This window comes from Paenibacillus sp. sgz302115 (assembly GCF_056120445.1).
In genome coordinates this window covers 220867-245115 of the sequence record NZ_JBVYOK010000005.1, presented here as the reverse complement: position 1 = coordinate 245115, position 24249 = coordinate 220867, and the positions used below count along the sequence as shown (strand labels likewise).

At 49.5% G+C, this 24249-nt stretch carries 30 protein-coding genes; 17 read left to right on the top strand and 13 right to left on the bottom strand.

What is annotated here, in order from left to right; genetic code table 11:
* Positions 1-14: 14 nt before the first annotated feature.
* From AC0LWN_RS13115 to AC0LWN_RS13105, 3 genes are all read left to right on the top strand, one after another.
* Positions 15-983, top strand: a complete 969-nt coding sequence (locus AC0LWN_RS13115) for a mannonate dehydratase (RefSeq protein ID WP_474665922.1) — start codon at positions 15-17, stop codon at positions 981-983.
* A gap of 161 nt (positions 984-1144) precedes the next feature.
* Positions 1145-1468 carry an ArsR/SmtB family transcription factor gene (locus AC0LWN_RS13110; RefSeq protein WP_474665920.1) on the top strand — a complete coding sequence of 108 codons (324 nt, stop codon included), beginning with the start codon at positions 1145-1147 and terminating at the stop codon, positions 1466-1468.
* A gap of 26 nt (positions 1469-1494) precedes the next feature.
* Entirely contained in the window at positions 1495-2004 is a 510-nt protein-coding gene (locus AC0LWN_RS13105) for an SRPBCC domain-containing protein (protein WP_474665918.1), read from the top strand.
* A 100-nt stretch (positions 2005-2104) separates the two neighbouring features.
* On the opposite strand, the gene AC0LWN_RS13100 is transcribed toward AC0LWN_RS13105, so the two are convergent.
* The 3 genes from AC0LWN_RS13100 to AC0LWN_RS13090 are packed head-to-tail and all read right to left on the bottom strand — an operon-like array spanning position 2105 to position 4744.
* Entirely contained in the window at positions 2105-2683 is a 579-nt protein-coding gene (locus AC0LWN_RS13100; protein ID WP_474665916.1) for a class I SAM-dependent methyltransferase, read from the bottom strand.
* A gap of 40 nt (positions 2684-2723) precedes the next feature.
* Entirely contained in the window at positions 2724-4349 is a 1626-nt protein-coding gene (locus AC0LWN_RS13095) for a M56 family metallopeptidase (RefSeq protein ID WP_474665914.1), read from the bottom strand.
* Between the two features lie 20 nt (positions 4350-4369).
* Positions 4370-4744, bottom strand: coding sequence for a BlaI/MecI/CopY family transcriptional regulator (locus AC0LWN_RS13090; RefSeq protein ID WP_474665912.1), 375 nt, complete (start codon positions 4742-4744; stop codon positions 4370-4372).
* 180 nt (positions 4745-4924) lie between these two features.
* Between AC0LWN_RS13090 and AC0LWN_RS13085 the strand changes: the two genes are divergently transcribed.
* The 7 genes from AC0LWN_RS13085 to AC0LWN_RS13055 all read left to right on the top strand — a co-directional run bounded on the left by AC0LWN_RS13085 (position 4925) and on the right by AC0LWN_RS13055 (position 10691).
* On the top strand, positions 4925-5977 hold the full coding sequence (locus AC0LWN_RS13085; RefSeq protein ID WP_474665910.1) for a DUF4097 family beta strand repeat-containing protein: 1053 nt from the start codon (positions 4925-4927) through the stop codon (positions 5975-5977).
* Positions 5978-6003: 26 nt separating this feature from the next.
* Positions 6004-6681: a response regulator transcription factor gene (locus tag AC0LWN_RS13080; protein ID WP_474665908.1), complete on the top strand. Its 678-nt coding sequence runs from the start codon at positions 6004-6006 to the stop codon at positions 6679-6681.
* 10 nt (positions 6682-6691) lie between these two features.
* A complete protein-coding gene (locus AC0LWN_RS13075) occupies positions 6692-8065 on the top strand; it encodes a sensor histidine kinase (protein ID WP_474665906.1) in 1374 nt (457 codons plus the stop codon).
* Between the two features lie 226 nt (positions 8066-8291).
* Positions 8292-8936 (top strand): hypothetical protein, encoded by a 645-nt coding sequence (locus tag AC0LWN_RS13070; protein WP_474665904.1) that lies wholly within the window; start codon positions 8292-8294, stop codon positions 8934-8936.
* Positions 8937-8949: 13 nt separating this feature from the next.
* On the top strand, positions 8950-9117 hold the full coding sequence (locus tag AC0LWN_RS13065; protein WP_474665902.1) for a hypothetical protein: 168 nt from the start codon (positions 8950-8952) through the stop codon (positions 9115-9117).
* Positions 9118-9209: 92 nt separating this feature from the next.
* Positions 9210-9896, top strand: coding sequence for a hypothetical protein (locus AC0LWN_RS13060; protein ID WP_474665900.1), 687 nt, complete (start codon positions 9210-9212; stop codon positions 9894-9896).
* Between the two features lie 84 nt (positions 9897-9980).
* The gene (locus tag AC0LWN_RS13055) at positions 9981-10691 is read left to right on the top strand and encodes a DUF421 domain-containing protein (protein WP_474665898.1); all 711 of its coding nucleotides are present in this window, start codon (positions 9981-9983) and stop codon (positions 10689-10691) included.
* 130 nt (positions 10692-10821) lie between these two features.
* On the opposite strand, the gene AC0LWN_RS13050 is transcribed toward AC0LWN_RS13055, so the two are convergent.
* Together AC0LWN_RS13050 and AC0LWN_RS13045 are read right to left on the bottom strand one after the other, a co-directional pair.
* Positions 10822-11178, bottom strand: a complete 357-nt coding sequence (locus AC0LWN_RS13050; RefSeq protein ID WP_474665896.1) for a CopG family antitoxin — start codon at positions 11176-11178, stop codon at positions 10822-10824.
* Between the two features lies 1 nt (position 11179).
* A complete protein-coding gene (locus tag AC0LWN_RS13045; RefSeq protein ID WP_474665894.1) occupies positions 11180-11443 on the bottom strand; it encodes a BrnT family toxin in 264 nt (87 codons plus the stop codon).
* Positions 11444-11733: 290 nt separating this feature from the next.
* On the opposite strand from AC0LWN_RS13045, the gene AC0LWN_RS13040 reads away from it, so the two are divergent.
* Positions 11734-12486 (top strand): alpha/beta hydrolase family protein, encoded by a 753-nt coding sequence (locus AC0LWN_RS13040; RefSeq protein ID WP_474665892.1) that lies wholly within the window; start codon positions 11734-11736, stop codon positions 12484-12486.
* An 821-nt stretch (positions 12487-13307) separates the two neighbouring features.
* On the opposite strand, the gene AC0LWN_RS13035 is transcribed toward AC0LWN_RS13040, so the two are convergent.
* From AC0LWN_RS13035 to AC0LWN_RS13020, 4 genes are all read right to left on the bottom strand, one after another.
* Positions 13308-13787 carry a helix-turn-helix domain-containing protein gene (locus AC0LWN_RS13035; protein WP_474665890.1) on the bottom strand — a complete coding sequence of 160 codons (480 nt, stop codon included), beginning with the start codon at positions 13785-13787 and terminating at the stop codon, positions 13308-13310.
* Between the two features lie 102 nt (positions 13788-13889).
* A complete protein-coding gene (locus AC0LWN_RS13030) occupies positions 13890-14249 on the bottom strand; it encodes a helix-turn-helix domain-containing protein (RefSeq protein WP_474665888.1) in 360 nt (119 codons plus the stop codon).
* A gap of 14 nt (positions 14250-14263) precedes the next feature.
* Positions 14264-14614, bottom strand: a complete 351-nt coding sequence (locus tag AC0LWN_RS13025; RefSeq protein ID WP_474665886.1) for a helix-turn-helix domain-containing protein — start codon at positions 14612-14614, stop codon at positions 14264-14266.
* 19 nt (positions 14615-14633) lie between these two features.
* On the bottom strand, positions 14634-14981 hold the full coding sequence (locus tag AC0LWN_RS13020) for a helix-turn-helix domain-containing protein (protein WP_474665884.1): 348 nt from the start codon (positions 14979-14981) through the stop codon (positions 14634-14636).
* A 153-nt stretch (positions 14982-15134) separates the two neighbouring features.
* Here AC0LWN_RS13020 and AC0LWN_RS13015 point away from each other — a divergent pair, with 153 nt between their 5' ends.
* The 5 genes from AC0LWN_RS13015 to AC0LWN_RS12995 all read left to right on the top strand — a co-directional run bounded on the left by AC0LWN_RS13015 (position 15135) and on the right by AC0LWN_RS12995 (position 18851).
* Entirely contained in the window at positions 15135-15983 is an 849-nt protein-coding gene (locus AC0LWN_RS13015; protein ID WP_474665882.1) for a DNA-binding protein, read from the top strand.
* A 26-nt stretch (positions 15984-16009) separates the two neighbouring features.
* On the top strand, positions 16010-16363 hold the full coding sequence (locus AC0LWN_RS13010; RefSeq protein ID WP_474665880.1) for a helix-turn-helix domain-containing protein: 354 nt from the start codon (positions 16010-16012) through the stop codon (positions 16361-16363).
* Positions 16364-16456: 93 nt separating this feature from the next.
* The gene (locus AC0LWN_RS13005; protein WP_474665878.1) at positions 16457-16834 is read left to right on the top strand and encodes a RidA family protein; all 378 of its coding nucleotides are present in this window, start codon (positions 16457-16459) and stop codon (positions 16832-16834) included.
* 104 nt (positions 16835-16938) lie between these two features.
* Positions 16939-17694 (top strand): sugar phosphate nucleotidyltransferase, encoded by a 756-nt coding sequence (locus tag AC0LWN_RS13000; RefSeq protein ID WP_474665876.1) that lies wholly within the window; start codon positions 16939-16941, stop codon positions 17692-17694.
* 188 nt (positions 17695-17882) lie between these two features.
* Entirely contained in the window at positions 17883-18851 is a 969-nt protein-coding gene (locus tag AC0LWN_RS12995) for a helix-turn-helix transcriptional regulator (RefSeq protein ID WP_474665874.1), read from the top strand.
* A gap of 91 nt (positions 18852-18942) precedes the next feature.
* Here the strand turns inward: AC0LWN_RS12995 and AC0LWN_RS12990 are convergent, their stop codons facing one another.
* Entirely contained in the window at positions 18943-19728 is a 786-nt protein-coding gene (locus AC0LWN_RS12990; protein WP_474665872.1) for an SDR family NAD(P)-dependent oxidoreductase, read from the bottom strand.
* A 257-nt stretch (positions 19729-19985) separates the two neighbouring features.
* Between AC0LWN_RS12990 and AC0LWN_RS12985 the strand changes: the two genes are divergently transcribed.
* On the top strand, positions 19986-20660 hold the full coding sequence (locus AC0LWN_RS12985) for a TetR/AcrR family transcriptional regulator (protein WP_474665870.1): 675 nt from the start codon (positions 19986-19988) through the stop codon (positions 20658-20660).
* A 4-nt stretch (positions 20661-20664) separates the two neighbouring features.
* On the opposite strand, the gene AC0LWN_RS12980 is transcribed toward AC0LWN_RS12985, so the two are convergent.
* The 3 genes from AC0LWN_RS12980 to AC0LWN_RS12970 are packed head-to-tail and all read right to left on the bottom strand — an operon-like array spanning position 20665 to position 24068.
* On the bottom strand, positions 20665-21327 hold the full coding sequence (locus AC0LWN_RS12980; RefSeq protein WP_474665868.1) for an ABC transporter ATP-binding protein: 663 nt from the start codon (positions 21325-21327) through the stop codon (positions 20665-20667).
* The gene (locus AC0LWN_RS12975; RefSeq protein ID WP_474665866.1) at positions 21324-22973 is read right to left on the bottom strand and encodes an ABC transporter permease; all 1650 of its coding nucleotides are present in this window, start codon (positions 22971-22973) and stop codon (positions 21324-21326) included. Before AC0LWN_RS12975 ends, AC0LWN_RS12980 begins: the two co-directional genes overlap by 4 nt.
* A 3-nt stretch (positions 22974-22976) precedes the next feature.
* A complete protein-coding gene (locus AC0LWN_RS12970; protein ID WP_474665864.1) occupies positions 22977-24068 on the bottom strand; it encodes a Fe(3+) ABC transporter substrate-binding protein in 1092 nt (363 codons plus the stop codon).
* Positions 24069-24249 lie beyond the last annotated feature (181 nt).

The following is a 24249-nucleotide window of genomic DNA, read 5'->3' as shown; positions in this document are numbered from 1 at the left end:
TTGGAGGTATAGCAATGAAACTGGCAGAAGCCTACTTTTTTCACGATGATCCCAGTGATTTCTGGTCGCTGGCCAAGCAGCTCGGAATTCATGATGCCGTAATATCTCTGCATGAGCAGCCGGGCTACCGGCTGACCGAATATGATTTTCTGGCTCAGGTTCAGAAGAAGTATGCGGACCACGGCCTGGCTGTCAAGGTCATTGAGAGCATGCCGCCCAGCAATAAGATCAAGTTCGGGCTTCCCGGCCGGGATGAGGAAATAGAGGGGTTCAAAGAACTGATTACCAATATGGGCAAGTTAGGCATTCCTGTGTACTGCTACAACTTCATGGCCGGGTTCGGCTGGTTCCGCACCTCGACCGAGATGAAGACCCGCGGCGGAGCACTTGTCTCCGGTTACGATCATGAGGCCATGCGGGATGTGCCGCTGACGGAATTTGGTGTCGTGACAGAAGATCAGCTATGGGATAACCTTAAATACTTTATGGAAAGAATCGTTCCGGTTGCCGAGAAAGCGGGCGTCAAGCTGGCTCTGCATCCAGATGATCCACCCGTTTCGCCCATACGCGGTATTGCCCGCATCCTGCGCAGCGCGGAAGCCCTTCAGCGGGCCATCGACCTGGTGCCGAGTCCGAACAACGGGATTACCATGTGCCAGGGAACACTTGCGGCAGCCGGGGAGGATATTCCGTCCGTGATCCGGCAGTTCGGGAAGCAGAATAAAATTAACTTCGTCCATTTCCGCGACGTCTCCGGTACGGCTGAGCGTTTCCACGAGACCTTCCACGACAATGGCAAAACCGATATGTACGAGGCTATGAAAACATACCGTGAGGTCGGCTTCGACGGTCCCATTCGTGCAGATCATGTACCGACCATGGCCGGTGAGCCGAATACTAATTCAGGCTATGAGGTATTGGGCCGTTTGTTCGGCAACGGCTATATCATCGGTTTGATGGAAGCTGTCGGGTACAAGCATTAAATACGATCTGAATTCATTGCAGGGACTCCGCTCGTACCGGGGGTCCTTCTTTTTTTGAAATAGAAAAAAATTTAAATATTCCTTGACCGGAATATTCCTTATCGAGTATATTATAGACGTACCACAAGTAAAAACTTATTTACTGAAGGAACATCAGAATTATGGAAATAATGACGTTTAGCGCACTGGCCGAACCCACCCGTATGCGGATAGTGGAGCTTCTGAAGGACGGTCCCATGACTGTAGGCGATATCGCTGAGCATCTCGGAGTCCGGCAGCCCCAGGCCTCGAAGCATCTGCGTGTCCTGCTGGAGGCTGGGCTGGTGGAGGTGGAGGCTGTAGCCAATCGCCGGAACTATCGGCTGCGGATGGAGCCGCTGCAGGAACTCGATGTCTGGCTCGCGGCCTATCGCAAGGTCTGGAATGAACGCTTCGACAACCTGGAGAATTACCTGCAGAAACTGCAATCCGAAGAAAACAAATAACAAAATGATTTCAGGAGGGATTTTGAATGTCGAACAAAATGATTTCCAAGGTGGAAGGTCAGGAACTGATTCTGGAGCGTGTGTTTGACGCGCCGCGTGAGCTTGTATTCAAAGCCTTCTCCGAGGCGGAGCATCTGAAACACTGGTGGGGGCCGCGCGGCTGGACACTTCCGGTGTGCACGGTTGATTTTCGTCCGGGCGGCGTTTGGCATTACTGTATGAAATGTATTGACGAGCAGCAAGGGGATTTCTTCGGAATGGAATCCTGGGGCAAAGGGGTATACCAGGAAATTATTGCGGGGGAGAAAATCGTCTACGTCGATTACTTCTCGGATGCCGAAGGCAACGAAAATGCAGACATGCCTTCCACGCTGGTTACGATGCTCTTCGAAGAATTTGACGGTAAAACAAAGCTTATCAGCCGGTCGAAATACGCTTCCGCCGAAGCGCTCAAAACAGTCATGGATATGGGTATGGAACAAGGCATTACCGAAACCTGGGACCGCCTTGCCGAGCATTTGCAGTCGGTTCAATAAATCTAAGAAACCTTTAAATAGTACGCAAATGTCCTTTGGGAGAATTTCTCCTGAAGGACATTTTTGTGGCGGGAATTGCGATAACTTATTGGTGAGCTGATTAAAAAGTGTACACGTACACCTTGGTCCGCAGTGCATCTCCGCAGGTTACCGTGCGGACCGGCTGCTTGCCCGGCAGGGCGAAGCACACGCTGATCACGACCGCGCCGGGAGGCAGCTCCTGTCTGAACTTGTCCGCCAGCCGCGCCATCGCGCCGGGGAACAAGTAGCAGAGGACAATATCGGCATGCTTATAGGAGCTGCGGTAAATATCTCCCCGGACATAGCGCAGCCTTCCATGAAGCTGTTCTCCGGCACCGGAAGCAGGCAGCGTACGCACAGCTATCCCGGCCAGCAGCCGGGAAGCCCATAAAGGAATGCTTGAATTCTCAATGCCGGTCAGCCGCTTGCCGGGACAACGGCGAATAACCTCCAGACCCAGCGTACCCCAGCCGGAGCCGGCCTCTACGATATTGGCATACCCCGGAATCCGGCTCACTTCTCCGGCTACGGCCTGTCTTACCGTCCCGGAAGCGGGCATGGGGGATATCCCGTTGCGCCAGCTCTGCAGCACAATAGATAGTACGGACAGCAGGACTCCAATCGCAAGGAGCCATGGAATGATGTCTACGATAGGCATACCTGCCTCCTTTCCTATCTATAATACCAGTGGACTTGAATTAATGCGATTTGGCCGCAGCACTTGGACGAAGCGCCGGTGCTGTGGCTTCTGCGGCGGCCGAAGTGCTTGAGCTTCTCGTGCCTGTGGCGGCTCTCGGCTCAGCTTCAAGGGAGGTAGAGGTGCTTGAGCTTCTCGCACCTGTGGCCGCTCTCGGTTCTGCTTCAGCGGGAACCGAAGTGCTTGAGCTTCTCGTGCCCGCGACGGCTCTCGGCTCTGTTTCAGCGGGAGCAGAAATGCTTGAGCTTCTCGCACCTGCAACAGCTCTCAGCTCTGCTGGAACGGAAGCTGCGCTGCGGGAGCGTTCCTTTGGATTCGCCGGTACAACCATAGGCTTCTGATCCGCTTTAGCCTGAGCCGCTGCTTTAGTGCCTTCACCTCGCGCTACGGGAGCGGGAGACAGAACGGCCTCCTCAGAAGCCGCCGGTGCTGCAGTTACCTGGGGCTGTTTGTCACCGGAAGCTTTTGCCGAAGCATCGCCAGAAGCATTGCCTGAAGCATTTCCAGTAACGTCACCGGTCGTATCAGCTTTACTTGTTGGAGCGGCCGTTGCACTTGGGCTGGATTGTGCGGGCGGGACAGTGGCAGACTGCTTATCCGACAGTGCATAATCGGGAGCTTGTGAAGCGGATTCGCTGTCCTTGGGATTCGTCAGGGTACACCCGCTTATGAATATCAGCGTTGCGATTCCAAGAGCCGACCAGTGGTAAGAGTTCGATTTGAAGCGTGCGATCATTTGAATTCTCCTCTGCAATTGTTTTTTGTTGCCGGCGAGATTTACATTTCCCGCAAGCTGAAGGGGCTGAGAGAGGTTCTCCAGCAGCTTAATCAGAGTATGTCCGTAGCCCAGGCGCTGATCAGGCGCAAGGCAGTCGAGTGCAAGCGCATCGCTGGCGATCTCCTGTTCCTCACGCATCCGGCTGGCTGCATACCAGAGGAACGGATTGAACCAATGCACAATCAATAACAGATGCATACAGCCGTTGACCCAGATGTCATTTCGTCTCCTATGGGCCCATTCATGGAGGAAAACATGGCGCAGCTCAGTGTCATTCAGCCCTTTGGCGATTTCCTGTGGCAGAATGAGCTGCGGGCGCAGGAATCCGTATAAGGATGGAGTGGCTGCACTTGGGGATTCCGCAAGGGTGATCGATTTTTCGGTAGCCATCATTTGCTTGCATTCGTTAAAAATCCGCAGCAGCCGTGCATCGGTCACCCTGGTGATCTCCTTCCTGGTCTTGCGGGCGAACCTCAGATTAACTGTAATGGAATAGACGCCCAGCAAGCCTGCTCCGGCCAGCCACACAATACATAAATACGGGTAGATGAATTGAGTGATCGTCTCGTGCACGGCAGCCGTGGGCTGCAATGCAGCCGGTCCCGTCTGCACGGGGGCAGGCGCAGAGTTTCCGATCCAATTATAAATACTGAATTCACTCTCCGGTCCCCAGGGCAGAATGAGCCGCACAATGACGAGCAGCCACATCAGGTAATGCCAGCGCGGCTTCAAATGATGCTTAAGCACACCCAGCAGCACGGCAATCAAGAGCACCAGTACAACGGCCATAGCGGACGTTGTCCACACCTGATGGAAGAGAGCCAAGAGCGCTTCGCTGATTCGGTTCACATACATCCTTCCCTTGAATATTATTTGTTTTTGCCGTCGAGGATATTTTTCAGCTCTTTAATATCTTCTGCGGACAGCTTCTCTTCCTTCAGAAAGTTGACCAGCAGCGGCTTGAAGGCGCCGCCATAGATTCTTTTGAGGAACGAATCGGTTTCCGACTTCACACACTCGTCTTCAGTAACGAGCGGAAAATAGGAATACACCCGGTTTTCTTGTGAATAGGAAATCGCCTGCTTCTGTACCAGCCGCGTGATCAGTGTTCTTATGGTCTTCGGTTTCCAATCCGTGGTCTGCTCCAAAGCCTCAATGACCTCATTTGCCGTTCGCGGGCTGTGGGTCCATAGAATCTTCATCACCTCCCACTCCGCATCGGATATCCGGGGAACATTGCTCATACTAACCCTCCTCGCTTAATTGATTACACTTGTAATCACAAATCAGATATTACACTTGTAATCCACCCTTGTCAACTGCCCTGGAAATCCTCTCATCAAATTCTAATCTGCCTGCAAAGTCTTTCTCATCCTTCATGCCTTACTCTAAAGGTAATTACAATGAATGGAGGAGAACGGAATATGAAAAACACATGGAAATTGCTGCTGACAGGGGCTGCTGTGGCCGCGGTAGTATTCTATATAGGAAATGGGGCGGCCGAATCACGGCAAGTGGTTGAGTCAGTCTTCGAATCTTCAGCCCCAGTACCGGCTTCTAAGCCGCTTCCCACCGCCGCTGCGGTTACGGTATCTTCACAGGCAGTGACGAGGACTTCGCTAGGAGGGTATTCTTTTGACAAAGGCACCACCCGCGTCAATGTGCCGTCCAGCACACAAAGTGTCTCTATCGCGAATACCAATGGAACGATTGATATCCAGGAGGGCAATGTCAAGGACATTGAAATTCATATGACCGTGGATGTAGATCAGGCTTCCAAAGAGGAAGCGAAGCGGGCGGCAGACAAGACAGGCATGCGGGTGAGCAAAGGCGCGAAGCTGGAGATCAAGACCTATAGTGAATCTTATGGAAATATGCATTATCCCGGCATTAATTTGACGGTTACCCTGCCGCAGAAGCTGAAGGCTGATCTGGAGGTGAAGGAGGAGAACGGCAATCTTACTTTGTCAAAACTTTCTAACACAGGTAAAATCAAATTATCTACTGTGAACGGTGACATCGAGGCCTCCAGCATTGAGAGCGATATCTCTCTTCATTTGGTAAATGGAAGCGTGGATGTGTCCGATGCTGCAGCAAGCGTGACCATCTCACTGACCAATGGAAATGTCGAGGCCGATCAGATCTCGGGTCCCCTGGAGATGAAGATAACGAATGGCGACCTGACTGCCCGGAATGCGCTCTCCACTATAGAAGCTACCGCCACAAACGGAAGTATTGACATAGCCAGCAAAAAGGTCGGCGGCAATTGGAAGGTGTCCACGATGTTCGGTAATGTGGAGCTGGCCTGGCCCGGCAGCGCAGACGTGCAGGTGGATGCGAAATCCTCCTTCGGTGAGATCGAGACGGACTTCCCGCTGACCGTGAAGAATCACAAGGCAACCGGGAGGATCGGTAAGGGCACGTACCGGATTGATGTGGAGTCTATGGCGGAGCTGTCGTTATTGAAGAAGAACTGATTAGTGCAAAGAGGTGGACAAAGAGATTGAAGGAACGTGTCTTGATCATCGAGGATGAAATCGCCATGATCCGCCTGCTGGAGCTGGAGCTCTCCTATGAAGGCTATGACATCACAGTCGCGGGCGATGGCTTTACGGGGGCGGATAAAGCGCTGAAGGAGCATTTTGACTTGATTCTGCTTGATTTGAACCTGCCCGGGATTAATGGAATTGAAGTCTGCAAGCGTGTACGGGCGGTCAAACAGACGCCGATTATTATGCTGACTGCCCGGGATACGGTCAGCGACAGGGTACGGGGGCTGGATACCGGAGCGGATGATTATGTGCCGAAGCCGTTCGCGATTGAAGAGCTTCTTGCGCGCATGCGTTCCTTGCAGCGCAGGCTCCATGTGGCGGAAGCCGGGGAAGAAGTGCTGTATGCGAAAGATCTGATGCTCGACGTGGCTTCGCACCGCGTCACCCGTGCGGGAATAGAGATCGAATGCTCGCAGCGCGAGTTCGAGCTGCTGCATTGTCTGCTTGCGCATAAGAACCGGCTGATGAACCGTGAAGCGCTGCTGAATCTCGTATGGGGTTATTCCTATGAGGGTGAAACGAATGTTGTGGATGTCTACATCCGGTACGTGCGCATGAAGGTAGATGAAGGGTTCGAAGACAAGCTGATCCATACCGTCCGTGGCAGCGGCTATATTCTAAGAGACTGAAGGTGAGCGAATGAAGGCATGGACGTTCTCGCGCAAAGTCAGTGCATCCATTGCGCTGGCAGCTCTTCTTATCGCGGGTTTTGTCAGTGGATTTGTCTACATTACCTTCAAGCACTGGACAGAGACCCAGGAGGCCGAACTGCTGGATGCCAAGCTGAAGCAGTTCGAGCTTCAGATCGGCGAGGTGGAGTTCCTGCCTTCCCTGCTTAAGCCGGGCCTTGGTAGAGGAAGTGGAGCAGCGGCGGTACTGAAGCCGGATTTATCGTCATTCGCCTCAGACTTGGATGAGGGGCAACTGCTGCAGATACTCGATTCAAGCGGAAGGGTGCTTGCAGAGGCGGGAACAGGCGGAGCAGAGGATGCCACCGTGAATTACAAGGCGGAGAAGGAGCTCTCACTGCTCGTATACGGTACCGTCCGCCTCCGGCTTACGGACAGCGGACATTCACGGAGTGCGACGGCAGAGCGGGAGGTCGGCAGACTGCTTCTGCTCGGCCTGCTCCTGGCCGCAGGCATGGCCGTCATAGCCGGAGGAGTCGTCGCCCGCTCGGCGCTGAAGCCGATCCGTAGCATGATCGGCGAGGTGCGGAGCATCGGGACGAACAGCTTGTCCCGGCGGCTGCATGTGCCTGCTGCGGAGGATGAGCTGCACCAGCTCGGGGAGACCTTCAATGGGCTTCTGCATAGGCTGGAGGGCTCCTTCGACCAGCAGCGCCGCTTCATCGCGGATGCCTCGCATGAGCTGAAGACCCCGCTCGCGATCATCGAGGGACATACGCACATGATTCAGCGCTGGGGCAAGCAATCGCCGGAGGTGCTGGACGAATCGCTCGCCTTCATGATGGATGAGACCCGGAGAATGAAGGAGCTGATTGCTCAGCTCCTGCTGCTCGCCGAAGCAGAAGCGCCGCTTATGGACGGTGGAGAGGAGCGCTGTGACCTTCGGGAGACTCTGCGCGAGCTGCTGCCTCAGACGGTGCATGTCAATCCCGGAGTGCAGCTTGATTACGACGGGCTGCCGGACGGACAGGCGCTGCTGATCCGCATGCCCGGAGGTGCGGGCTATCAGGTGCTGCGCAATATTGTCGAGAATGCACTGAAGTATACGCCCGAAGGCGGAACGGTAACAATCAGGCACCTGGCAGCGGATGGGCAGGTTATCTTAAGCGTGGCTGATACAGGAATCGGGATATCTCCCGAGCAGCTTCCGCATATCTTCGACCGCTTCTACCGCGCGGATGCCTCGCGGAGCCGGACCCAGGGCGGTTCTGGCCTGGGACTCGCCATTGCCAAGGCCATCATGGAGCGGCACGGAGGCTCTATCGCCATCGGCAGCACGCCAGGGCAAGGTACGACAGTAACGCTGCGGTTCATTGGGGGATAGCTGAGACCCTCGCAGAGCATTTGCAGCTTAGGTTCAATAGACAAGAGCATAAGATTATTGGGGGCTGTCCCACAAGCCATTGCGTTGGCCGGGATAGCCTCTTTTTGTTATATAGGAATTCTACTTATCTTCCAGCCCGAATCTATAATTTTGATAGCAAAAAAGATAGAGTGGCATATAAATGTTATTACCTTCCGGAAGAATACAATAATAGGAGGAATATAGAATGCCTTGTGCATCGAATATCAACACCTTTGTCACTGGAACAGTACCCTACACCGATTCATTCACGCATAACTTTGCAGTTCTGGATCTTGCGAAATGGGTTTCCTATCAATCCTATTTGAGTCCCTATTACGGAGCGTTGCCTATCAGCATCATACTCGGGCAATGGGGGTTTGAAATGGGCTGGAGTCTGAGTGAATTTGCTGCACGAAATAACCCCGGCAATATGGATTCTACTTGTGGTTATAAAGGTTCTACCATTCCGGGAGTATCCACTCCTGGAAAACGATATAAATTTGCCGACCTCATTGAAGGGGTTACGGCTTATGCCCATCTGCTCATAGCGGGTTATCCTTGTGTTCAATCGGCTTATTCACATGGCGGCATAGCTACATCGGCCGGACTTACCAAAGCATGCAATGCCCTTTCAGCGGGTTACGATGTGGATAACACAACCAGTTCTTCATATTGCTCCAGCAACACCTATGCTGAAAATTCATCTTCTACCAAAAGAATATGGGCAACCGCAGGGTACAGTGGCTTGTACGTTACGATCAACGGCAGCAATAACACTTGTCTAAATGTATACAACTATATCCAAAGCAGTGACCCGAACCTCTATAAATTTACCAATATTTCATTTTGAGGGGATGACATGTATGGCTGATTGCGGATGTGAAAAAGAGAACAAAGACCTGCAGGTGACGATACCCAAGGATCAGTATGTGGAGCTGCTGCGTAAAGCCAGAAGCTTCGACCTCATTGTAGAAGGTGCAGGTCAATTAATTCGAAATGTTTTCCAGGCAGAAGTTATTGAAAAGCTATAACTGTTAAAAGAAGTGGGACAACCTCCCGCTTCTTTTTTCTTTGATTGCATAGTAAATGGAAAAAATGATATATTTGTCTAGGGTGAAAATTTATGTTAAAGCGTATTTTACTGTCTGTTTTAGGAGTGTCTTTGCTTGTTTTTGCCACGGCATGCACCAAATCTGAGCAGCAACAAAATAGCGTTAGCGCTACCCCGCATACTGCGGCGGCAATGGCAGAATCCTCTTCCAGTCCTTCCCCATCTCCAGCAACTACTCCACAAGTAAGAGCAGCCGGGGAATCCCAGTACGGGAAATTGGAAATCCAGTCTACTGGCCCGGAGAAGGTTGAAAAACTAGGTGCTCCAAGCTGCTATGGTACCGCAGAAGATTACAAGATTAGCGGTACGTATAAGGTACAGTTCACAGATACAGCTAATAAAGTTACTGAGCTGACGTTATCCTCATTGACCAGCTTCATTCAACCACGGAATGAGACCATTCAATTGAAAAAGCTGGCGTTTCCTGAGCATGACGTCTTCGTGATAGCGCCGAACTATAAGGATTGTCATGGGATATCTTTTTATCTGATCGATGTATCTAAAGAAGGGGCTTTTCCATTACAGTTCCTTACCCGGGAAGGTACTTCTGACCAGTCCTATTTTTTGCCGAAAACCGAATTAAAGGTTGAGAACGGCCTGTTATTGGTTCAACAAGGTGGTGGCGCTGGCAATGAGGCTGTGTTTGAACAAAAGTTCAAGCCTGATTTCAGCAAGCATGTAATGGAAGCTATACCATAATCTACGGACCTTCCTCCCCGGATTCCCACGCCCTGCTGTTTCTTTTGAAGCGGTTTGGAAATAATGGGGGGAGGAGGCTTGAACATGAACTATGTAGAAATTCTGATCCGGACAATTGTAGCAGTGGGACTTTTGCTGCTTATTCCCAGAATATTAGGCAAGCAAACTCTGTCGAACATGACATCCAATGATTTTGTAACCAGTATTACGATGGGCTCCCTGGCGGCGAATCTGGCGTTTAATATCAGCCTGAGATCGTCTTATCTTGTCCTGTCCATTGTTGTAATCACGGCCACCTCATTCCTGCTCTCCTTCATTGCACTCAAAAGCCGTAAAATGCGTAGCTGGATCTCCGGCTCCCCCACTATCCTGATCGAAGAAGGCAAAATCATGGAAGCCAACATGCGGAAGATTCACTATACGCTGGATTCGCTCGATCAGGCGCTGAGGGAGAGGGAGATTTTTAATATCGAAGAGGTCGAATATGCTGTGCTTGAAGATAACGGTCGGGTTTCTGTTCTAAGGAAGGAAGCTTACCAGCCCGTAACCAAGCAGTATATGGGGCTTCTTCTGCGTGCGCAGGCTTTCCCTGTGGAGCTGATTATGGATGGCAAACTGGTGGAGGACAATCTGAAGCCGCACGGACTGACCCGGGAGTGGCTGGAGAATGAGCTGCGGAAGAAGCATAAGGGAAAAATGCTGGCAGATGTGTTCTATGCGGTAAAAGGCACGCACCAGCAGCTCGTGTTCGATTTCTATGAGGACGGGATACAGCAGCCGGTGGATCGGGAGTAGCAGTGAGAGGTTGGGGGGAATTGGCGGATTGCTCGGTGACTGATGGAGCTAATTAGTCTGAAAGACAAAGCTCCCCCTCACAAAAATCGCTGAGGGGGAGCAGATATAATCTAGGCAAGCAGCCGATTGCTTATAATTTTGTTGCTGCTACTTCCTTAAAAGCGAGTTCATTGAATGCGAAATTATCCCTTTCTAAAAGGGACATTTTTTTTTCCTCTTCATACGTTCGTTCAATCAAAAATTCTTTGATAAGGGTTTGATAACCTTTTTTTCTTTGTCTGGCTATGGAACGAATTCGGACAAGTAAGTCTTCATCGATGCGAATAGAAATAGATACAGATTTCCTTTTTGGCAAATCGTAGTCTTCGTCTTCTATGATGGAAGCCTCCAATAACTCCTCGCTCATTGTGTGAGTCGACCAAAATCCGGCTGCTTCTTGCTCACTCATATTTTCTGGAATCTCATCTCTGGAAGTAATTATTTTCATACTAGCGATTCCTCCTATTGTATATTTTAGTCTCAGATTCAGTAGCATCACGTGCAGTTATGATTCTTATTACTCCTCTTACTTTTTTTACATAAATCACGACCAACCGTCTTCCGTCCTCAGTTGCACCAATAACCCCTGAATTTCCACTATGCGCAAAAAATTTTACCCTTTGTGGGTCCATTAAAGCATCTTCAGCTTCGAATGGTTCAACGTTATGAAGAGCAATGTGTTCTATGTTTTCTTCGTCCCAACTGAATACCACTAAGGCTTCCCCTCAATCGTGTATATTTTATTGTATATACAATTGTAGCACATTTTATTCATCGAAGATTAATTTCTAATAAATTATTCAGAAAATCTGTTGAAATTATGGCCGAGAGAACAGTGTTTGCGGTAATACAAGCTTCTCCTAAAGAGGCGGAGAAGGAAATCTTAATATAGGAGAGATCTAATTTCATCGACAATACGAGAGTTATAAACTATGATGAAATTTATACCAACAGTGCGCTGTGTCTTGTGAGGAAACAGTTCTGCTAACAAGGAGGAAATGAGATGAAGAAGACGGTAATTATTGAGCATGATCGTGTAACCGACAAGGGTGTCCCCGCTGTCATGCTGTATCAGCCAGGGCTGGTCCAGGCTCCGCTGGTGTTCTTTATGCACGGCTACACCGGATCGAAGATGGGCGATATCGCTTACGGGGTCCGGCTGGCGGAGGAGGGTTTTTTCACGGTATTGATTGATGCGCGGTTGCATGGGGAGCGGAAACCGGCGGATTTTGAAGCCTTATTTGGGGGTCAGGATGCCTTCAAAAAAACCTGCTTAGACATGGTATGCGGCAATGTTGAGGATATCCGGGCGATTATTGACGATTTGCAGGGCGATCCCAGAGTGGATACACAGCGGACCGGCATTACAGGGGTCTCCATGGGTGGCTTCACCAGCTTCATGCTAGCGCTTCAGGATGACCGGATTAAAGTTCTGGCCCCTATGATCGCCTCCCCAACCTGGGACGTACTTCCTTCGAGCGCGGCTTTGCAGGAAGACTCTGAGTTCAACTCGAGGCTACGCGAAATAGATGCTCTGCTCCATCTGGAGCGTCTACTACCTAAAGCGCTGCTGGTCCAGAACGGTGTGGAGGACGAGGTGATCTCCATCCGGGGTGCGAGGGAGTTGGACGCCAAAATCCGCAGGATCGCGCCAGATAAAGAGGATTATCAATACATTGAATATGAAGGAACCGGGCACATCGTACCCCCGGAAATGTTCGAAGCTGTTGTTGCGTGGCTGCATAGATATTTATAAGGAAGGCTTCATTGGTTAATGGGGCTGTTTCAAACATCCATTCTGTGGAGTTTGGTACAGCCCCTTTTTGTAGCCCTATGAATTTAGAAACATGATCGGGCAATGTGAATGCCTTTCTCGGTTCTTGCCTGGCTCTGGGCCAAATAATCCCGGGTCCATCATTCAGGTTAGACCTATCGAAGCTACGGTATATCCCGCAGTTAAATAATTTTCTTTTTACTTGACACAAATAATTGTTCTACTTATCATAGAAGTAGATAGCTATTGAGTTAGTTTTCTTCAGAATTTGGTAATACTCGGGTGACCGAGACACATATATTTTTTTCATGTAAGACCTCGAGTGCAAGGAGACCCTAACCGCCAAGTAAGGGTCTTTTTGCTGTGCATGAGTCTTTTTCATTTTGGCGAGAATATAGTTAGGTAAAGGAGACGGCTTCTGGTGGTGTATCTATAGCAACGGGCTCACCTAATAGAATTTGCGGGGCTGCGGAAGGTTCTAACCGCCAAGTAAGATTGCCTTCCGCGGAGTTTAAGCTTAACCACCATACACCGTCTTTTATTGCCTAACTAACTAAAGGGGTTTCCAATTAACATCGCTATTAGACGGATACCCCAATATAAAGCGTAAAATACGGGACCAAGAATTGCCGCCCAAACTCCAATCGTCTTAAAGATCGGTGTAAGGGTGGCTATTCTTGTTTTAATCCATCTAATCAGCTTTTTCATTCTTTTCATTTATTGACCTCGAAAGTGAGCCCGTTGCCTCGCCACCTAAGAAGCATTCTATCGTGTTCTGCTAATTTTCACCAGAGCTTATGTGTTCAACCAATGTCGAGCTCTCGGCTCTCGTATTCGGTTACCAATATTTTGGGTAAGCTTAAGGGTTCAGCACTCATCCTGCCACTAATCAAAGTCATATGCTCATCTAGCGCCTTACGGCGGTCGGTATCATCCTCAAAACGAAAAATTTCAACAGCCTCACTAACAATTCTCATCAAAGTTTCAATATGTTTAATACTCAGCTCACTAACAGCCGCCGCATATTGATCAATTGCTGTTTGCTGTGTGGCTTCAACCTCACTCAGATCATCATGATTTTGAAATAATTCTGTTGGTTGAATTTTCAGAGCGACTACTATTTTCTCCAATGTATCAATAGAGAAATTCCGTTCTCCACGTTCTACTGCACCTATGTATGCATCATCCAAGTTGGATAGTTCCGCTAACTGTTGTTGTGTTAATCCCTTTGCTTTTCTAATAGCCCGAATTCTGTCTCCGACTGTATTCCGTAAGTCTGTCATGATAATCACCTTTTCCAAAGGTTACGAGGGCATTAGCATTACTAGCGGCGAGGGTAAGCCAATTTCAATATTAAACGGGGAATATAGTCTTTGCAGTATTTTCTAAAGGTTATGCTTCTTCTCTTCCCACTCCATAACTGACTTCAACACACTAAGCGCCATCTTCTGATCCTCTGACGGACGTTCAACAAGCAGCTCTACAATTTGTCCAAGAGCATCTTGTTTCTCCATTGGCCCTAAGTATCTGAATAGCTCCTCTAACGATACGTCTAGACCTCCAACTACTTTCTCCAAGGTCTCAAGCGTTAGGTTCTTTTCTCCACGTTCGACTTGTCCCACATAATTTGTATGTAAACCTGAACGTTCTGCGAGTTGCTCTTGCGATAGGTTCATTTCTTTACGTAATCTTCGAATGCGTTCTCCGATTCTTTTTACAAGCTCTGACTTGGATTCATCTAGCATCTTGGCTCACCTCATTATTTAGTGCCTCTGTCTCCAGACATATCCAGAGAAGCGATCACTTCCCGATTAATTCTAGTGATTGCTGTTATTTCCTCTGTACTCCTATCACTGATCAAAGTCATATGCTCATCCAATGCTTTGCGGCGGTCGGTTTCATCCTCAAAACGAAAAATTTCAACAGCCGGAACTTGAAAGGCAGCAATTATTTTCTCCAGAGTCTCCAAAGAAATGTTACGGTCTCCTCGTTCAACCCCACCTATGTAACTGTAATGAAGCGATGCTGCTTCGGCTAATTGCTCTTGTGTCCAGCCTTTTGCTTTTCTGAATTCACGTATCCGATTTCCTACACTTTCTGGTAAATTCATAGGATCACCTCGTGTATGCCTAATCCTCGAAAGCTCCCTTAACCTCTCTAACAATCCTCTTCAACGCATCAATTTGTTTAACACTCAAGTCACTAACAGTAACCGCATATTCATCAATTGCTCTACGCTGTGCTGCTTCAACCTCACTCAAATCATCAAGATGTTGAAATAACTCTGTTGGTTGAATTTTCAGTGCGACTACTATTTTCTCCAATGTATCAATAGAAAAATTACGTTCTCCACGTTCTACTGCCCCTATGTATGCATCATCCAAGTTGGATAGTTCCGCTAACTGTTGTTGTGTTAATCCTTTTGCTTTTCTAATAGCCCGAATTCTGTCTCCGACTGTATTCCGTAAGTTTGTCATGGTAATCACCTCTCCTAAAGGTTAGGAGAGTATAGGCATAAATAGCAGGGTAATAAAGGCGGTAAAATATATTGATAATACTACTTTATAGCAGTATATTTGATTTATTGTACTACTTCTTAACAAATTGATAAAGCAAACGGAGGCCCACCCGTGCGCCCTTCCATTCTGAAATCACTCAAGCCGGATATTATTGTAGAAATGCTGGAAATGGCTTATCGCTTCGAGGATTGGGACAAGATGCTGAATACGGCAGGGATTCTGTACAGCTATGCGCAGTGCATCTATGAGGAGCGGCAGTATCACAAGGCTAAGAAGCTTCCAATGCCGATTCTGGATATGGGGCGCCCGCTAATCTATTATTTCGGGTTCAGTCACCTGATGCGGGGCATCGTGTGCCAGAAGCAGGGGAAGTATGATGAGGCCAGAGAATCCATATACCGTTATGCCGAGCTTGGCTGGATGGAGGACTTGGGAGAGGAAGGGCAGGAGATTGCCGAGGAGTTCAGATACTTGGCACGAGCCAACCTGTATATAGTGGAGATTCTGTCCGGTAAGACGGAACTGCTGGAGGGGTACGCAGGGTTTTTGCGGGATAATCCCGAGGAACTGCTGCCGGGGCTAGGGACTATTTTACAGGCTGCAGTGCAGTACGGACTTGATGTGGACGATCTGCTGCATACGTTCGCGGAACAGAGTGCCGGATTTGGAGACTATGAGGATGCAGGCAATATCTCGCATTATTTCAGCTATTGTTATCACTTGGCGTTATATCATAAGTGGGCAGGCAGGCTGCCGGAGGCGCTGGACTGGACGATACAATCTTTAATGCTGGCCCACGAGACAGGACATGACGGGAATTTCAAGCGCTGTCTGGCATTGTTCGAATTATTGCGTGAAGGGGTTACGACAGAGCAGGCCCGGCGATATCATGAGGCGATGACGGAGTGCTTGGGACAGGTGGCTTTGGAGCTCCTTGAACTGCGGTATGTGGGGGTCTAATGAAACCATATAGAGAGGTGAACGCCGTGAAAGACAAAGAAGTGCTCAAGCTTGTGGGAGCGAGGATACGCAGCCTTCGGAAAGAAAAAGGATTATCACAGGAAGCTCTTGGGGAGAAGGGTGGATTTCATTTTTCATATATAGGGCAAATTGAACGTGGTGAGAAAAACGTATCGTTACTGAATTTGTCTAAAATAGCTGAGGCCTTGGGCCTTAATTTGCTTCAGCTTTTTGCGTATGTAGATGAGGAAATAGAATTCACTGAACAAGAAAATAACATTCAAGAAATTGTGGACATGCTTCGAGAATCAAACGGTGATAAGGTACAGTTAGCTAAAAATGTGTTGAGAGAAATTTTAAAGGGCAATTCTTCTTCATAGTTTAATATGCGAACTCACCCAAACCACGACACACAGTTGTCCGATTTCCCCTCCTATAATCAACTTATCTTAACCGATAAGGAGACGAAAGGTATGCACGAAATCATTAGACATGATGTGAACGAGGAGTATGCGTATTCCGGATTTGTGGAGGCGGGGGATTTTGTTTTCCTTAACTTCTGTGTGGGTAATGTGGGGGGAACGGTGGAGGAGCAGGTGGAGGGTGCGCTGGAGCATATGAGTGACCGGTTGCGGCAGGTGGGGCTGACGCTTGCGGATGTGGTGAAGCTGGATATTTTACTGCGGGATGTGTGGGATATTCCGGTGATGGAGGCAGTGTTCAAGCGCAGATTTCAGGGTGGGTATCCGGCGCGGAAAACCATTTCCACCGAGTTCGCGCATGTCGGCGGGCCGGATGGGCTGAAGGTACAGATGGATGGTATCGCGTACCGTCCGCGCAGCGCCGAATAGAGCAACAGTAGAAGAAAGAGGCTTGCAGCAGCGGAAAGCTTGGCTGGCCGTCTCCGGTGGTATATAGTAGGGGATATATTTTGCAGGCAGAGGAGCGAACAGGGATGATTGCATTAATCTTGGCTGCGGGGTATGCGACCCGTCTCTATCCGTTAACGAGAGATACGCCGAAGCCGCTGCTGCCGGTTCAAGGAAGCCGTACAATTCTGGATTTGCTGATCGACCGCCTTGAGGTGCTGGAGGAAATTACGGAGATTCTCATTGTGACGAATGAGCGTTTTTTTCATGCTTTTGAGCAGTGGCATCACCAGTACAGGGGAACGAAGTCGATCCGTATTCTGAATGACGGCACTTCTTCTCCTGAGGGGCGGTTAGGTGCGATTGGCGATATTCAGTTTGTCATTGAGCGGGAACAATTGCAGGATGATCTGCTGGTACTGGCGGGCGATAATGTGCTCGGATTTGGCCTTGAGGGGTATTTGAATTATTTTCATAAGGTTGACAAAGACTGTATTCTGGTCCGAACGGTGGACGATATCGGGGAGCTTCGCAGTGTTGGCGTGGCTGAGCTGGATGCAGAGATGCGGGTCCTGTCCTTGGAAGAAAAACCTCAGGCGCCCCGGACGAACATTGGCGTATTTGCACTCTATATCTATAAACGGTCTACGCTGCCGCTGTTCGCGCGTTATCTTGCTGAGGGGGGCAACCCGGATGCGCCGAGTTATTTTCCTGCATGGCTGCACTCCCGCCAGGAGGTCCGGGCCTACTATACGGAGGGCACTATTGAAGATGTCGGCACTCCTGAAGCTTACGCGCAGATGCGGGTTAGGCTGGGGAGCGGGCCGGAGGTCAAAGGTTAAGCTAGAAGCAGTTCATCCAACAGCGATGGGCTGCTTTTTTCCACTTGAACCTGATGTAACGTAATGTCTTATACTGAAGCTACCGGGAACTAAACCATATCCTCTCTTTTCCGCAAGTAAAATCAAGTAGTGCGACTTCCATTACTCTATAGTGACTATAGGGTGGTTGAAACGAGGTGAACGGACGAATGTACGAGTGGCAGAAGCAAATTCAAATAATCGCTGATGAAATTGACAAATGTATTAAAAATTATAATGATGAAGCCTTGACACTACACTTTCTTTCTCGCAGGCTGGGTTATTCCGAATTTTATACAACGAGAAAATTCAAAGAAATATCGGGTATGCAATTTAGGGATTATCTGCGGCATAGAAAATTAGCTTTTGCACTAAAAGAGGTTCGGGATAGTGAAAAAAGCATTTTGGATATTGCTTTTGATTATGGTTTTTCATCACATGAAGCTTTTACCAGAGCTTTCAAGGGAACATATGGTGTAACTCCAAGTGAATACCGAAAAAAACCTAAGCCTGTCGTTCTTCGTACAAAAATACACCCTTTCGACCGCTACTTTTTCGGATTTGGAGAGATTGGTATGATCAAATCTACAGATGATGTTAAAATTTATTTTGTAACCATTCCCGCACACAAATTTTTGCACATTAAAAACTATGAGAGTAATGGGTATTGGGATTTTTGGCAAAAGCAAAGTCTTATTCCGGGACAGGACTACGAAACAATTTGCGGCTTGCTCGATAGTATCAAGGGCAAATTGGATGATGATGGCGGGAGCGAACCTAACGGCGGCAGCGGTCAGATTATGGCGTACATTAACGACCCGGACGGCAGACTCTGCGATTGGGGGATTCCACGTACAGAGTGTCATGGTGCACGTCTTCCTTTTGATTATACAGGCGAAGTACCACCACAAATGCTTATGATTGATGTTCCCGAAGCCGAGTATATTGTTTTTGAACATGGGCCATTCGATTATGAGCAGGAAAATCGTAGTGTAGAGGAAAAGATTGAAAAGGCAATGGCAACTTTTGATTTTGCAGGCACTGGTTACTGCTTTGATACTTCCCCCGGTAGAATAATTTACTTTTATTTTAATCCGGAACGGTTTTTTAAGTATATTAGGCCAGTACGGAAGTCATAATTAATAAAAAGCACCTGCTGCGGGAATGACGTTGACGGATTGCATAGCCGCTGCGAAGCTTCCGGTATCAGCAATCCGTCTGCGGCCACCCTTATTGCTTGCTGGGGCGAAGCATGCCCCCAACCAGCCGCAGGCTTTGTCTGCGGGTCATGAAGCGGGAAATCTGGGCGCCCAGATAGTTCTGGAATCCTGGAACAACGTACTGCTTGCCTTTTTTCATAGCGCGCAGTGTGACTGCCACTACACGCTCCGGCGTGTCCTTCGCGCCGACTGAAGCCGCCTCCGTGCCAACGACATTGAAGAAATTCGTATCCGTCGAGCCCGGGCACAGGGCAAAAAATTGCACGCCACGGTCACGGTTCTCCCACCAAAGGGCATCCGTAAAGGACAGGACAAAAGCTTTAGTCGCCCCATAGACAGCCATATAAGGCAGTGGCTGAAAGCCTGCGGTAGACGAAACATTGATCACAGCACCCGCACCTCTTTGGAGCATCCCCGGTAAGAACAAATGAGTCATGTCCACTACAGCGGCGACATTGAGCATCACTTCTTCATGCTGGCGTTCGCCGGAGACTTGCTCGAACAGACCATGAGTGGCAAAACCCGCATTGTTGACCAGTAGTTCAATCTTGAGGTTGAGCTGCTGGCACTTCTCATACAATTCTCTGGCAGCACCTTCGACGGATAGATCCAGGGGAATAACCTGAGCCTGAACTCCATAGCTGCGGGTCAATTCGGCTGCAAGTGCATCAAGTCTGCGTTTGGATCTGGCTACAAGCACTAAATGGCTGCCCTCCTTTGCCAGTTGTCTTGCAAACTGTTCGCCAATGCCTGAGGATGCCCCGGTGATCAGCGACCATTTTCCTTTAATATTCATGATTTTCGCTCCTTTGAATACAGTGTTTTGTTATGGAAACGTCGTTACCGAATGTCGAAAAAAATAATGCCAAATCCATGTAGGCATATAATTAATCGGTAACACTGTTTCCGATGTGAATCATAGTAACCCAAAGGGCACATCGGTGTCAAATCATTTTTTCAGCGTGACGAATCAATTGACAACCCCTCTGCAAATGGTTAGAATGCCTGATAGAAACCAGTAACTTTGTTTCCTGTCAATAACATGATAACCGAATGAAGGTGATTCTTATCCATAACGAAGATAAGCCCACGCAATCTGCGGGGCGGGAGTTAAAGACATATCAGGAAGCACGTCTGCAGAATACGGAAAATCTCCGTAAGCTTGTGGTTGACGCGGCCGCCGTTATTTTGCAGGAGGAAGGGCCGGAGGCCGTTACCGTCCGTAAAGTATCGCAAAAGATGGGCTGCTCCACCAAGATTATTTACAGTTTGTTCGTCAATAAAGAAGGCCTGGCCCAGCAGCTATATCTGGAGGGCTGCAAATTGCTGGCCCAGCGTCTGGAAGAAGTACCGCCGTCCTCTGACCTCCAGCTGCATTTGCTGGATTTGGGCGAAGCCTTCTGGCAGTTCGGGCAGGACTATGCCAGCTATTACAAGCTGATGTTCGGAGGAGCTTTTGCCGAGTTCAAGCCGGATGAGCAGAGTATGCAGGGCACGATGACTGCAATACGCCGTTTGCAGATTCTAATCAGTGACGCCCAGCAGCAAGGAAAGATCTCGGACCAGGAAGAGACGCAGATGATTGTCAGCACCATATGGGCTTCGCTGCACGGTGTAATCCACCTCTACATGGGTGGTTTCCTTGGTGATGTCAATGCGGCTCATACTGTTTACAAACAAACGATGGCTTTACTGTCTCAATCCTTGTTTGCGGCATCCGAGCGATAGCAGATCAACCCTTCCTAATTTCCGCCTCTAATCGTAAATGAATAGACCGGTCGCTGATGGCTTCGACATCCTGCTGGTCATGGGTGACGAACAGGCAGGTCATGTCCGCTTTCTTCAGGATCGTCTGCAGCTCGGAACGGATCGAGTCCTTCAGCCCGGCATCGAGGTTGCTGAAGGGTTCGTCCATCAGCAGAATTGCCGGCTTTTGCGCCAGCGCCCGGGCAAGGGCTACCCTCTGCTGCTGTCCGCCGCTGAGCTCATGCGGATAGCGTTCTTTGAATTCACTGAGCTGTACCAGCTCCAGCATTTCCTCCAGATGCTTGGCGCGCTCTTTGCGCGGCAGCTTGTGGAGGGCAAACTCGATATTTTTGCGGACGCTCATATGCGGGAACAGCGCGTAATCCTGGAACACCATCCCCACTCCGCGGCGCTCTGGCTGAACGAAAGTGCTTGCATTGACTACAGGGACTCCGTTAATCCGGATTTCTCCTCCTGCTGGAATTTCCAGGCCCGCGATCAATCGCAGCAGCGTGCTTTTTCCGTTGCCGCTTGCCCCGACAATACCGACAATATCCCCTTTTTCAATGGCGCAGGAGAACCGGTCGATCACCGGAGCGTTCCCACGTCCATAAGAAAACGAAAGATTGCGGATTTCTACGATGCTCATTTTTCCCACTTCCTGTCTAAGTGATGCATAACATAAACTGAGATGAAGCTGACGCAGATAATCAGCAGTGACGGAATGGCCGCTTTGACAATCTGTTCGTCGTTTGCATACCGGTAGGCCTTGGTAGCCAGAGTCTCGAAATTGAAGGGTCTCAAGATTAGCGCAAGCGGCAGCTCCTTGCAAATTTCTACAAAGGTTAGAATGCAGCCGCTCATTACAGCCCCCTTAATCAAAGGTAAATCCACGCTGAAAAAAGTACGCAGCCTTCCATGACCCAGCATCCTCGATGCCTCCGTGAACTTCCGTCCTGTTTTTTCAAAGCCTACCTCCACAGCATTGTAACCGGTAGCCATAAACCGGATCACGTACCCCATCACCAGCATGGCCAGGGTCAAGCTGAGCACCAGCGGCGGTCCATTTAGAGCAAGCCGGTGGTGAACCGCAGCCCAGCCTTTATCAAGCTGAAGGAACACAACCAGCACACCGATGGCGATAATCGCCCCGGGGATGGAGTATCCGGCCGTAACGGCTTTGGCGAGGAGCAATGAAGCGGTGGAACGGGAACGGTTCGTTGCCGCGACAATGAGCGCGAACACCATGATAATCAGGGTGGAGACCGCCGCTACGGATAAGGTCTGGTAGACAAGATGAACAAAATCCGCATTCCACATGGAATCGAAGGTCCAGATGGCCCATACGATCAGCTGCACAAGAGGAAACAGGAACGAAACACACCAGACTAGCGTACAGAAAGCGGCGGCGGTCATTCCTCGCAGTCCTGTAAGGCGTCTTGGTGTCAGCGGTCTGGATTTGCTCGTCGTTGAGCTGTAAGCCCTCCGTTTGCGTAGCAGCATTTCCACGAAGAATAGGCCCATTACAATCACCATCAGCCAGGCGGCAAGGCGCATAGCCGAATCGGCATCATACATTCCGAACCAGGTCTGAAAAATCGCCGTAGATACCGTCTGAATTCCAAAATAGCTCGTAACCCCGTAATCGCTCAGCACCTCGAATATGACCAGGCTGACGCCGCTCACAAGTGCGGGACGGGACAGCGGGATCGCGACCCGGATAAAGATGGACCAGCCGTTTCGTCCAAGCAGCCGGGCGTTCTCAATGTAGGCAGCGCTCTGTCTTTCCAGGAACGACTTGGTGATCAGATAGACATAAGGGAACAGAAATAAGGTAAATATAATGACCGCGCCCCGCATGGACGAGAAGGTAATCAGTTCCTGATTGGGCATAATCCCTAGTTGATTCCGCAGAGTAGTCTGGACAACCCCGGTGTAGCTGAACATGGTGCTGTACGTAAAGGCTGCAATATATGGAGGGACCGCCAGCGGCAGCACAAGCGCCCACCTGAAAAACCGTTTGCCCGGAAAATCAAACACCGATACCAGCCAGGCCAGCGTCACACCGAGCAGTCCCGCCAGTACGGCAACGGTCAATGTGAGCTGAATGGTTTGGGCGAAATAATCCTTGACCAGGTACTGCCTGATTTGTACCCAGTTTTCGTTCGGCGCTTCAAAAATCGAGAGAAATACGAAAAAAATGGGCAGCAAAATAACTGCTGCCCCCGCCAAGCTCACGATTCGCCAAACGCTAAGGTGTCTTTTGATCTGTACCTTGATCGCACCAAAGTTCATCTGTTACTTCCAGCCTGTTTTGTTCATGATTTCAATCGCTTTGGCATTGTGAACGCCCAGTGTGTTGAAGTCGATTTTCTGCGCTTTGAAGGTTTCCCAGGATTTGAGCAGTTCAGGCAGCTCTGCTGCGGCATTTACCGGGAACTCGTAGTTGTCATTGGTAACCATAGTCTGAGCTTCCTTACCCGTCAGGAATTCGATCAGCTTTAAGGCATTTTCCTTATTCTTGCTGTTCTTGGTTAAGCCAACGCCGCTGATGTTCACATGAGTGCCCGTTGTTTCCTGATTCGGGAAAAAGACGCCGACGCTCTTTCCGACCTTCACTTCCTCCGGATCATCCGAATTCAGCAGCAGACCTACATAGTAAGTGTTCATGAGGGCGACATCGCCAACACCGGCAGCGATAGCCTTCGCCTGGTCACGGTCGTTTCCTTCTGGAGTACGGGCCAGGTTGGCAACCAGACCTTTGGACCATTCCTCCGCTTTCGCCTCACCGTTCAGTTCAATGAAGGAAGACAGCAGAGACTGGTTGTAGAGGCTTGAAGACGGTCTGACCAATACTTTGCCTTTCCAGGCCGGGCTAGTCAGGTCCTCATAGGTGGACAACTGCTCTGGTTTTACACGATCCTTGGAATATACAATGACGCGGGCGCGTGTGGACAGACCAATCCATTCGTTGTCAGGATCACGATATTCTTTTGGCACGTTCTGGTCGATAATTTCGGAAGTTACCGGCTGCAGCAATCCAGCCTGCTTGGCATTGTTCAGCACGCCTCCGTCAACGGTAAGGAACAAATCTGCCTGCGAGCTTTCTCCTTCACGCTTAAGGCGTTCAATCAATTCCTCTGCTTTGCCGTCAATTACATTTACCTTAATTCCGGTTTCCGCAGTGAATTTCTCATACAGAAGGGTGTCTACGTCGTAGCTGCGGGCAGAATAAATATTAACTGCCTGCTCTGCAGTCTGTGCAGTTGCAGCCGGCTGGCTCTCGCCCGGGCTGGCAGCGTTGTTCGCCTTGTCCGCACCGCAGCCTGTCAGCAGGCCGACGGTCATGAGCCCTGTAAGCAATGGAGCAAATAATTTCCGTTTTATCATCTCTAATATCCCCCAGTAAATGATTATCATTCTCATTAAGTGATATCATAACTTTAAATATTTCAATATGTCAAATAAAAAGAATTTTAATTTATCAAGATCAGGAGCCCGGTAGAAGCTCTCGCCATTGTCCGGAGGATCGCCTGCCCCGAGGGTGCTGGCGATGAACAGGGTGAAACGG

What these genes read in the sequence shown, in the direction of transcription:
- AC0LWN_RS13115 (WP_474665922.1), top strand. Translation starts at nt 15, where the DNA reads ATGAAACTGGCAGAAGCCTACTTTTTTCACGATGATCCCAGTGATTTC.
- AC0LWN_RS13110 (WP_474665920.1), top strand. Translation starts at nt 1,145, where the DNA reads ATGGAAATAATGACGTTTAGCGCACTGGCCGAACCCACCCGTATGCGG.
- AC0LWN_RS13105 (WP_474665918.1), top strand. Translation starts at nt 1,495, where the DNA reads ATGTCGAACAAAATGATTTCCAAGGTGGAAGGTCAGGAACTGATTCTG.
- AC0LWN_RS13100 (WP_474665916.1), bottom strand. Translation starts at nt 2,683, where the DNA reads ATGCCTATCGTAGACATCATTCCATGGCTCCTTGCGATTGGAGTCCTG.
- AC0LWN_RS13090 (WP_474665912.1), bottom strand. Translation starts at nt 4,744, where the DNA reads ATGAGCAATGTTCCCCGGATATCCGATGCGGAGTGGGAGGTGATGAAG.
- AC0LWN_RS13085 (WP_474665910.1), top strand. Translation starts at nt 4,925, where the DNA reads ATGAAAAACACATGGAAATTGCTGCTGACAGGGGCTGCTGTGGCCGCG.
- AC0LWN_RS13075 (WP_474665906.1), top strand. Translation starts at nt 6,692, where the DNA reads ATGAAGGCATGGACGTTCTCGCGCAAAGTCAGTGCATCCATTGCGCTG.
- AC0LWN_RS13070 (WP_474665904.1), top strand. Translation starts at nt 8,292, where the DNA reads ATGCCTTGTGCATCGAATATCAACACCTTTGTCACTGGAACAGTACCC.
- AC0LWN_RS13065 (WP_474665902.1), top strand. Translation starts at nt 8,950, where the DNA reads ATGGCTGATTGCGGATGTGAAAAAGAGAACAAAGACCTGCAGGTGACG.
- AC0LWN_RS13060 (WP_474665900.1), top strand. Translation starts at nt 9,210, where the DNA reads ATGTTAAAGCGTATTTTACTGTCTGTTTTAGGAGTGTCTTTGCTTGTT.
- AC0LWN_RS13055 (WP_474665898.1), top strand. Translation starts at nt 9,981, where the DNA reads ATGAACTATGTAGAAATTCTGATCCGGACAATTGTAGCAGTGGGACTT.
- AC0LWN_RS13050 (WP_474665896.1), bottom strand. Translation starts at nt 11,178, where the DNA reads ATGAAAATAATTACTTCCAGAGATGAGATTCCAGAAAATATGAGTGAG.
- AC0LWN_RS13040 (WP_474665892.1), top strand. Translation starts at nt 11,734, where the DNA reads ATGAAGAAGACGGTAATTATTGAGCATGATCGTGTAACCGACAAGGGT.
- AC0LWN_RS13035 (WP_474665890.1), bottom strand. Translation starts at nt 13,787, where the DNA reads ATGACAGACTTACGGAATACAGTCGGAGACAGAATTCGGGCTATTAGA.
- AC0LWN_RS13030 (WP_474665888.1), bottom strand. Translation starts at nt 14,249, where the DNA reads ATGCTAGATGAATCCAAGTCAGAGCTTGTAAAAAGAATCGGAGAACGC.
- AC0LWN_RS13025 (WP_474665886.1), bottom strand. Translation starts at nt 14,614, where the DNA reads ATGAATTTACCAGAAAGTGTAGGAAATCGGATACGTGAATTCAGAAAA.
- AC0LWN_RS13020 (WP_474665884.1), bottom strand. Translation starts at nt 14,981, where the DNA reads ATGACAAACTTACGGAATACAGTCGGAGACAGAATTCGGGCTATTAGA.
- AC0LWN_RS13005 (WP_474665878.1), top strand. Translation starts at nt 16,457, where the DNA reads ATGCACGAAATCATTAGACATGATGTGAACGAGGAGTATGCGTATTCC.
- AC0LWN_RS13000 (WP_474665876.1), top strand. Translation starts at nt 16,939, where the DNA reads ATGATTGCATTAATCTTGGCTGCGGGGTATGCGACCCGTCTCTATCCG.
- AC0LWN_RS12995 (WP_474665874.1), top strand. Translation starts at nt 17,883, where the DNA reads ATGTACGAGTGGCAGAAGCAAATTCAAATAATCGCTGATGAAATTGAC.
- AC0LWN_RS12990 (WP_474665872.1), bottom strand. Translation starts at nt 19,728, where the DNA reads ATGAATATTAAAGGAAAATGGTCGCTGATCACCGGGGCATCCTCAGGC.
- AC0LWN_RS12985 (WP_474665870.1), top strand. Translation starts at nt 19,986, where the DNA reads ATGAAGGTGATTCTTATCCATAACGAAGATAAGCCCACGCAATCTGCG.
- AC0LWN_RS12980 (WP_474665868.1), bottom strand. Translation starts at nt 21,327, where the DNA reads ATGAGCATCGTAGAAATCCGCAATCTTTCGTTTTCTTATGGACGTGGG.
- AC0LWN_RS12975 (WP_474665866.1), bottom strand. Translation starts at nt 22,973, where the DNA reads ATGAACTTTGGTGCGATCAAGGTACAGATCAAAAGACACCTTAGCGTT.
- AC0LWN_RS12970 (WP_474665864.1), bottom strand. Translation starts at nt 24,068, where the DNA reads ATGATAAAACGGAAATTATTTGCTCCATTGCTTACAGGGCTCATGACC.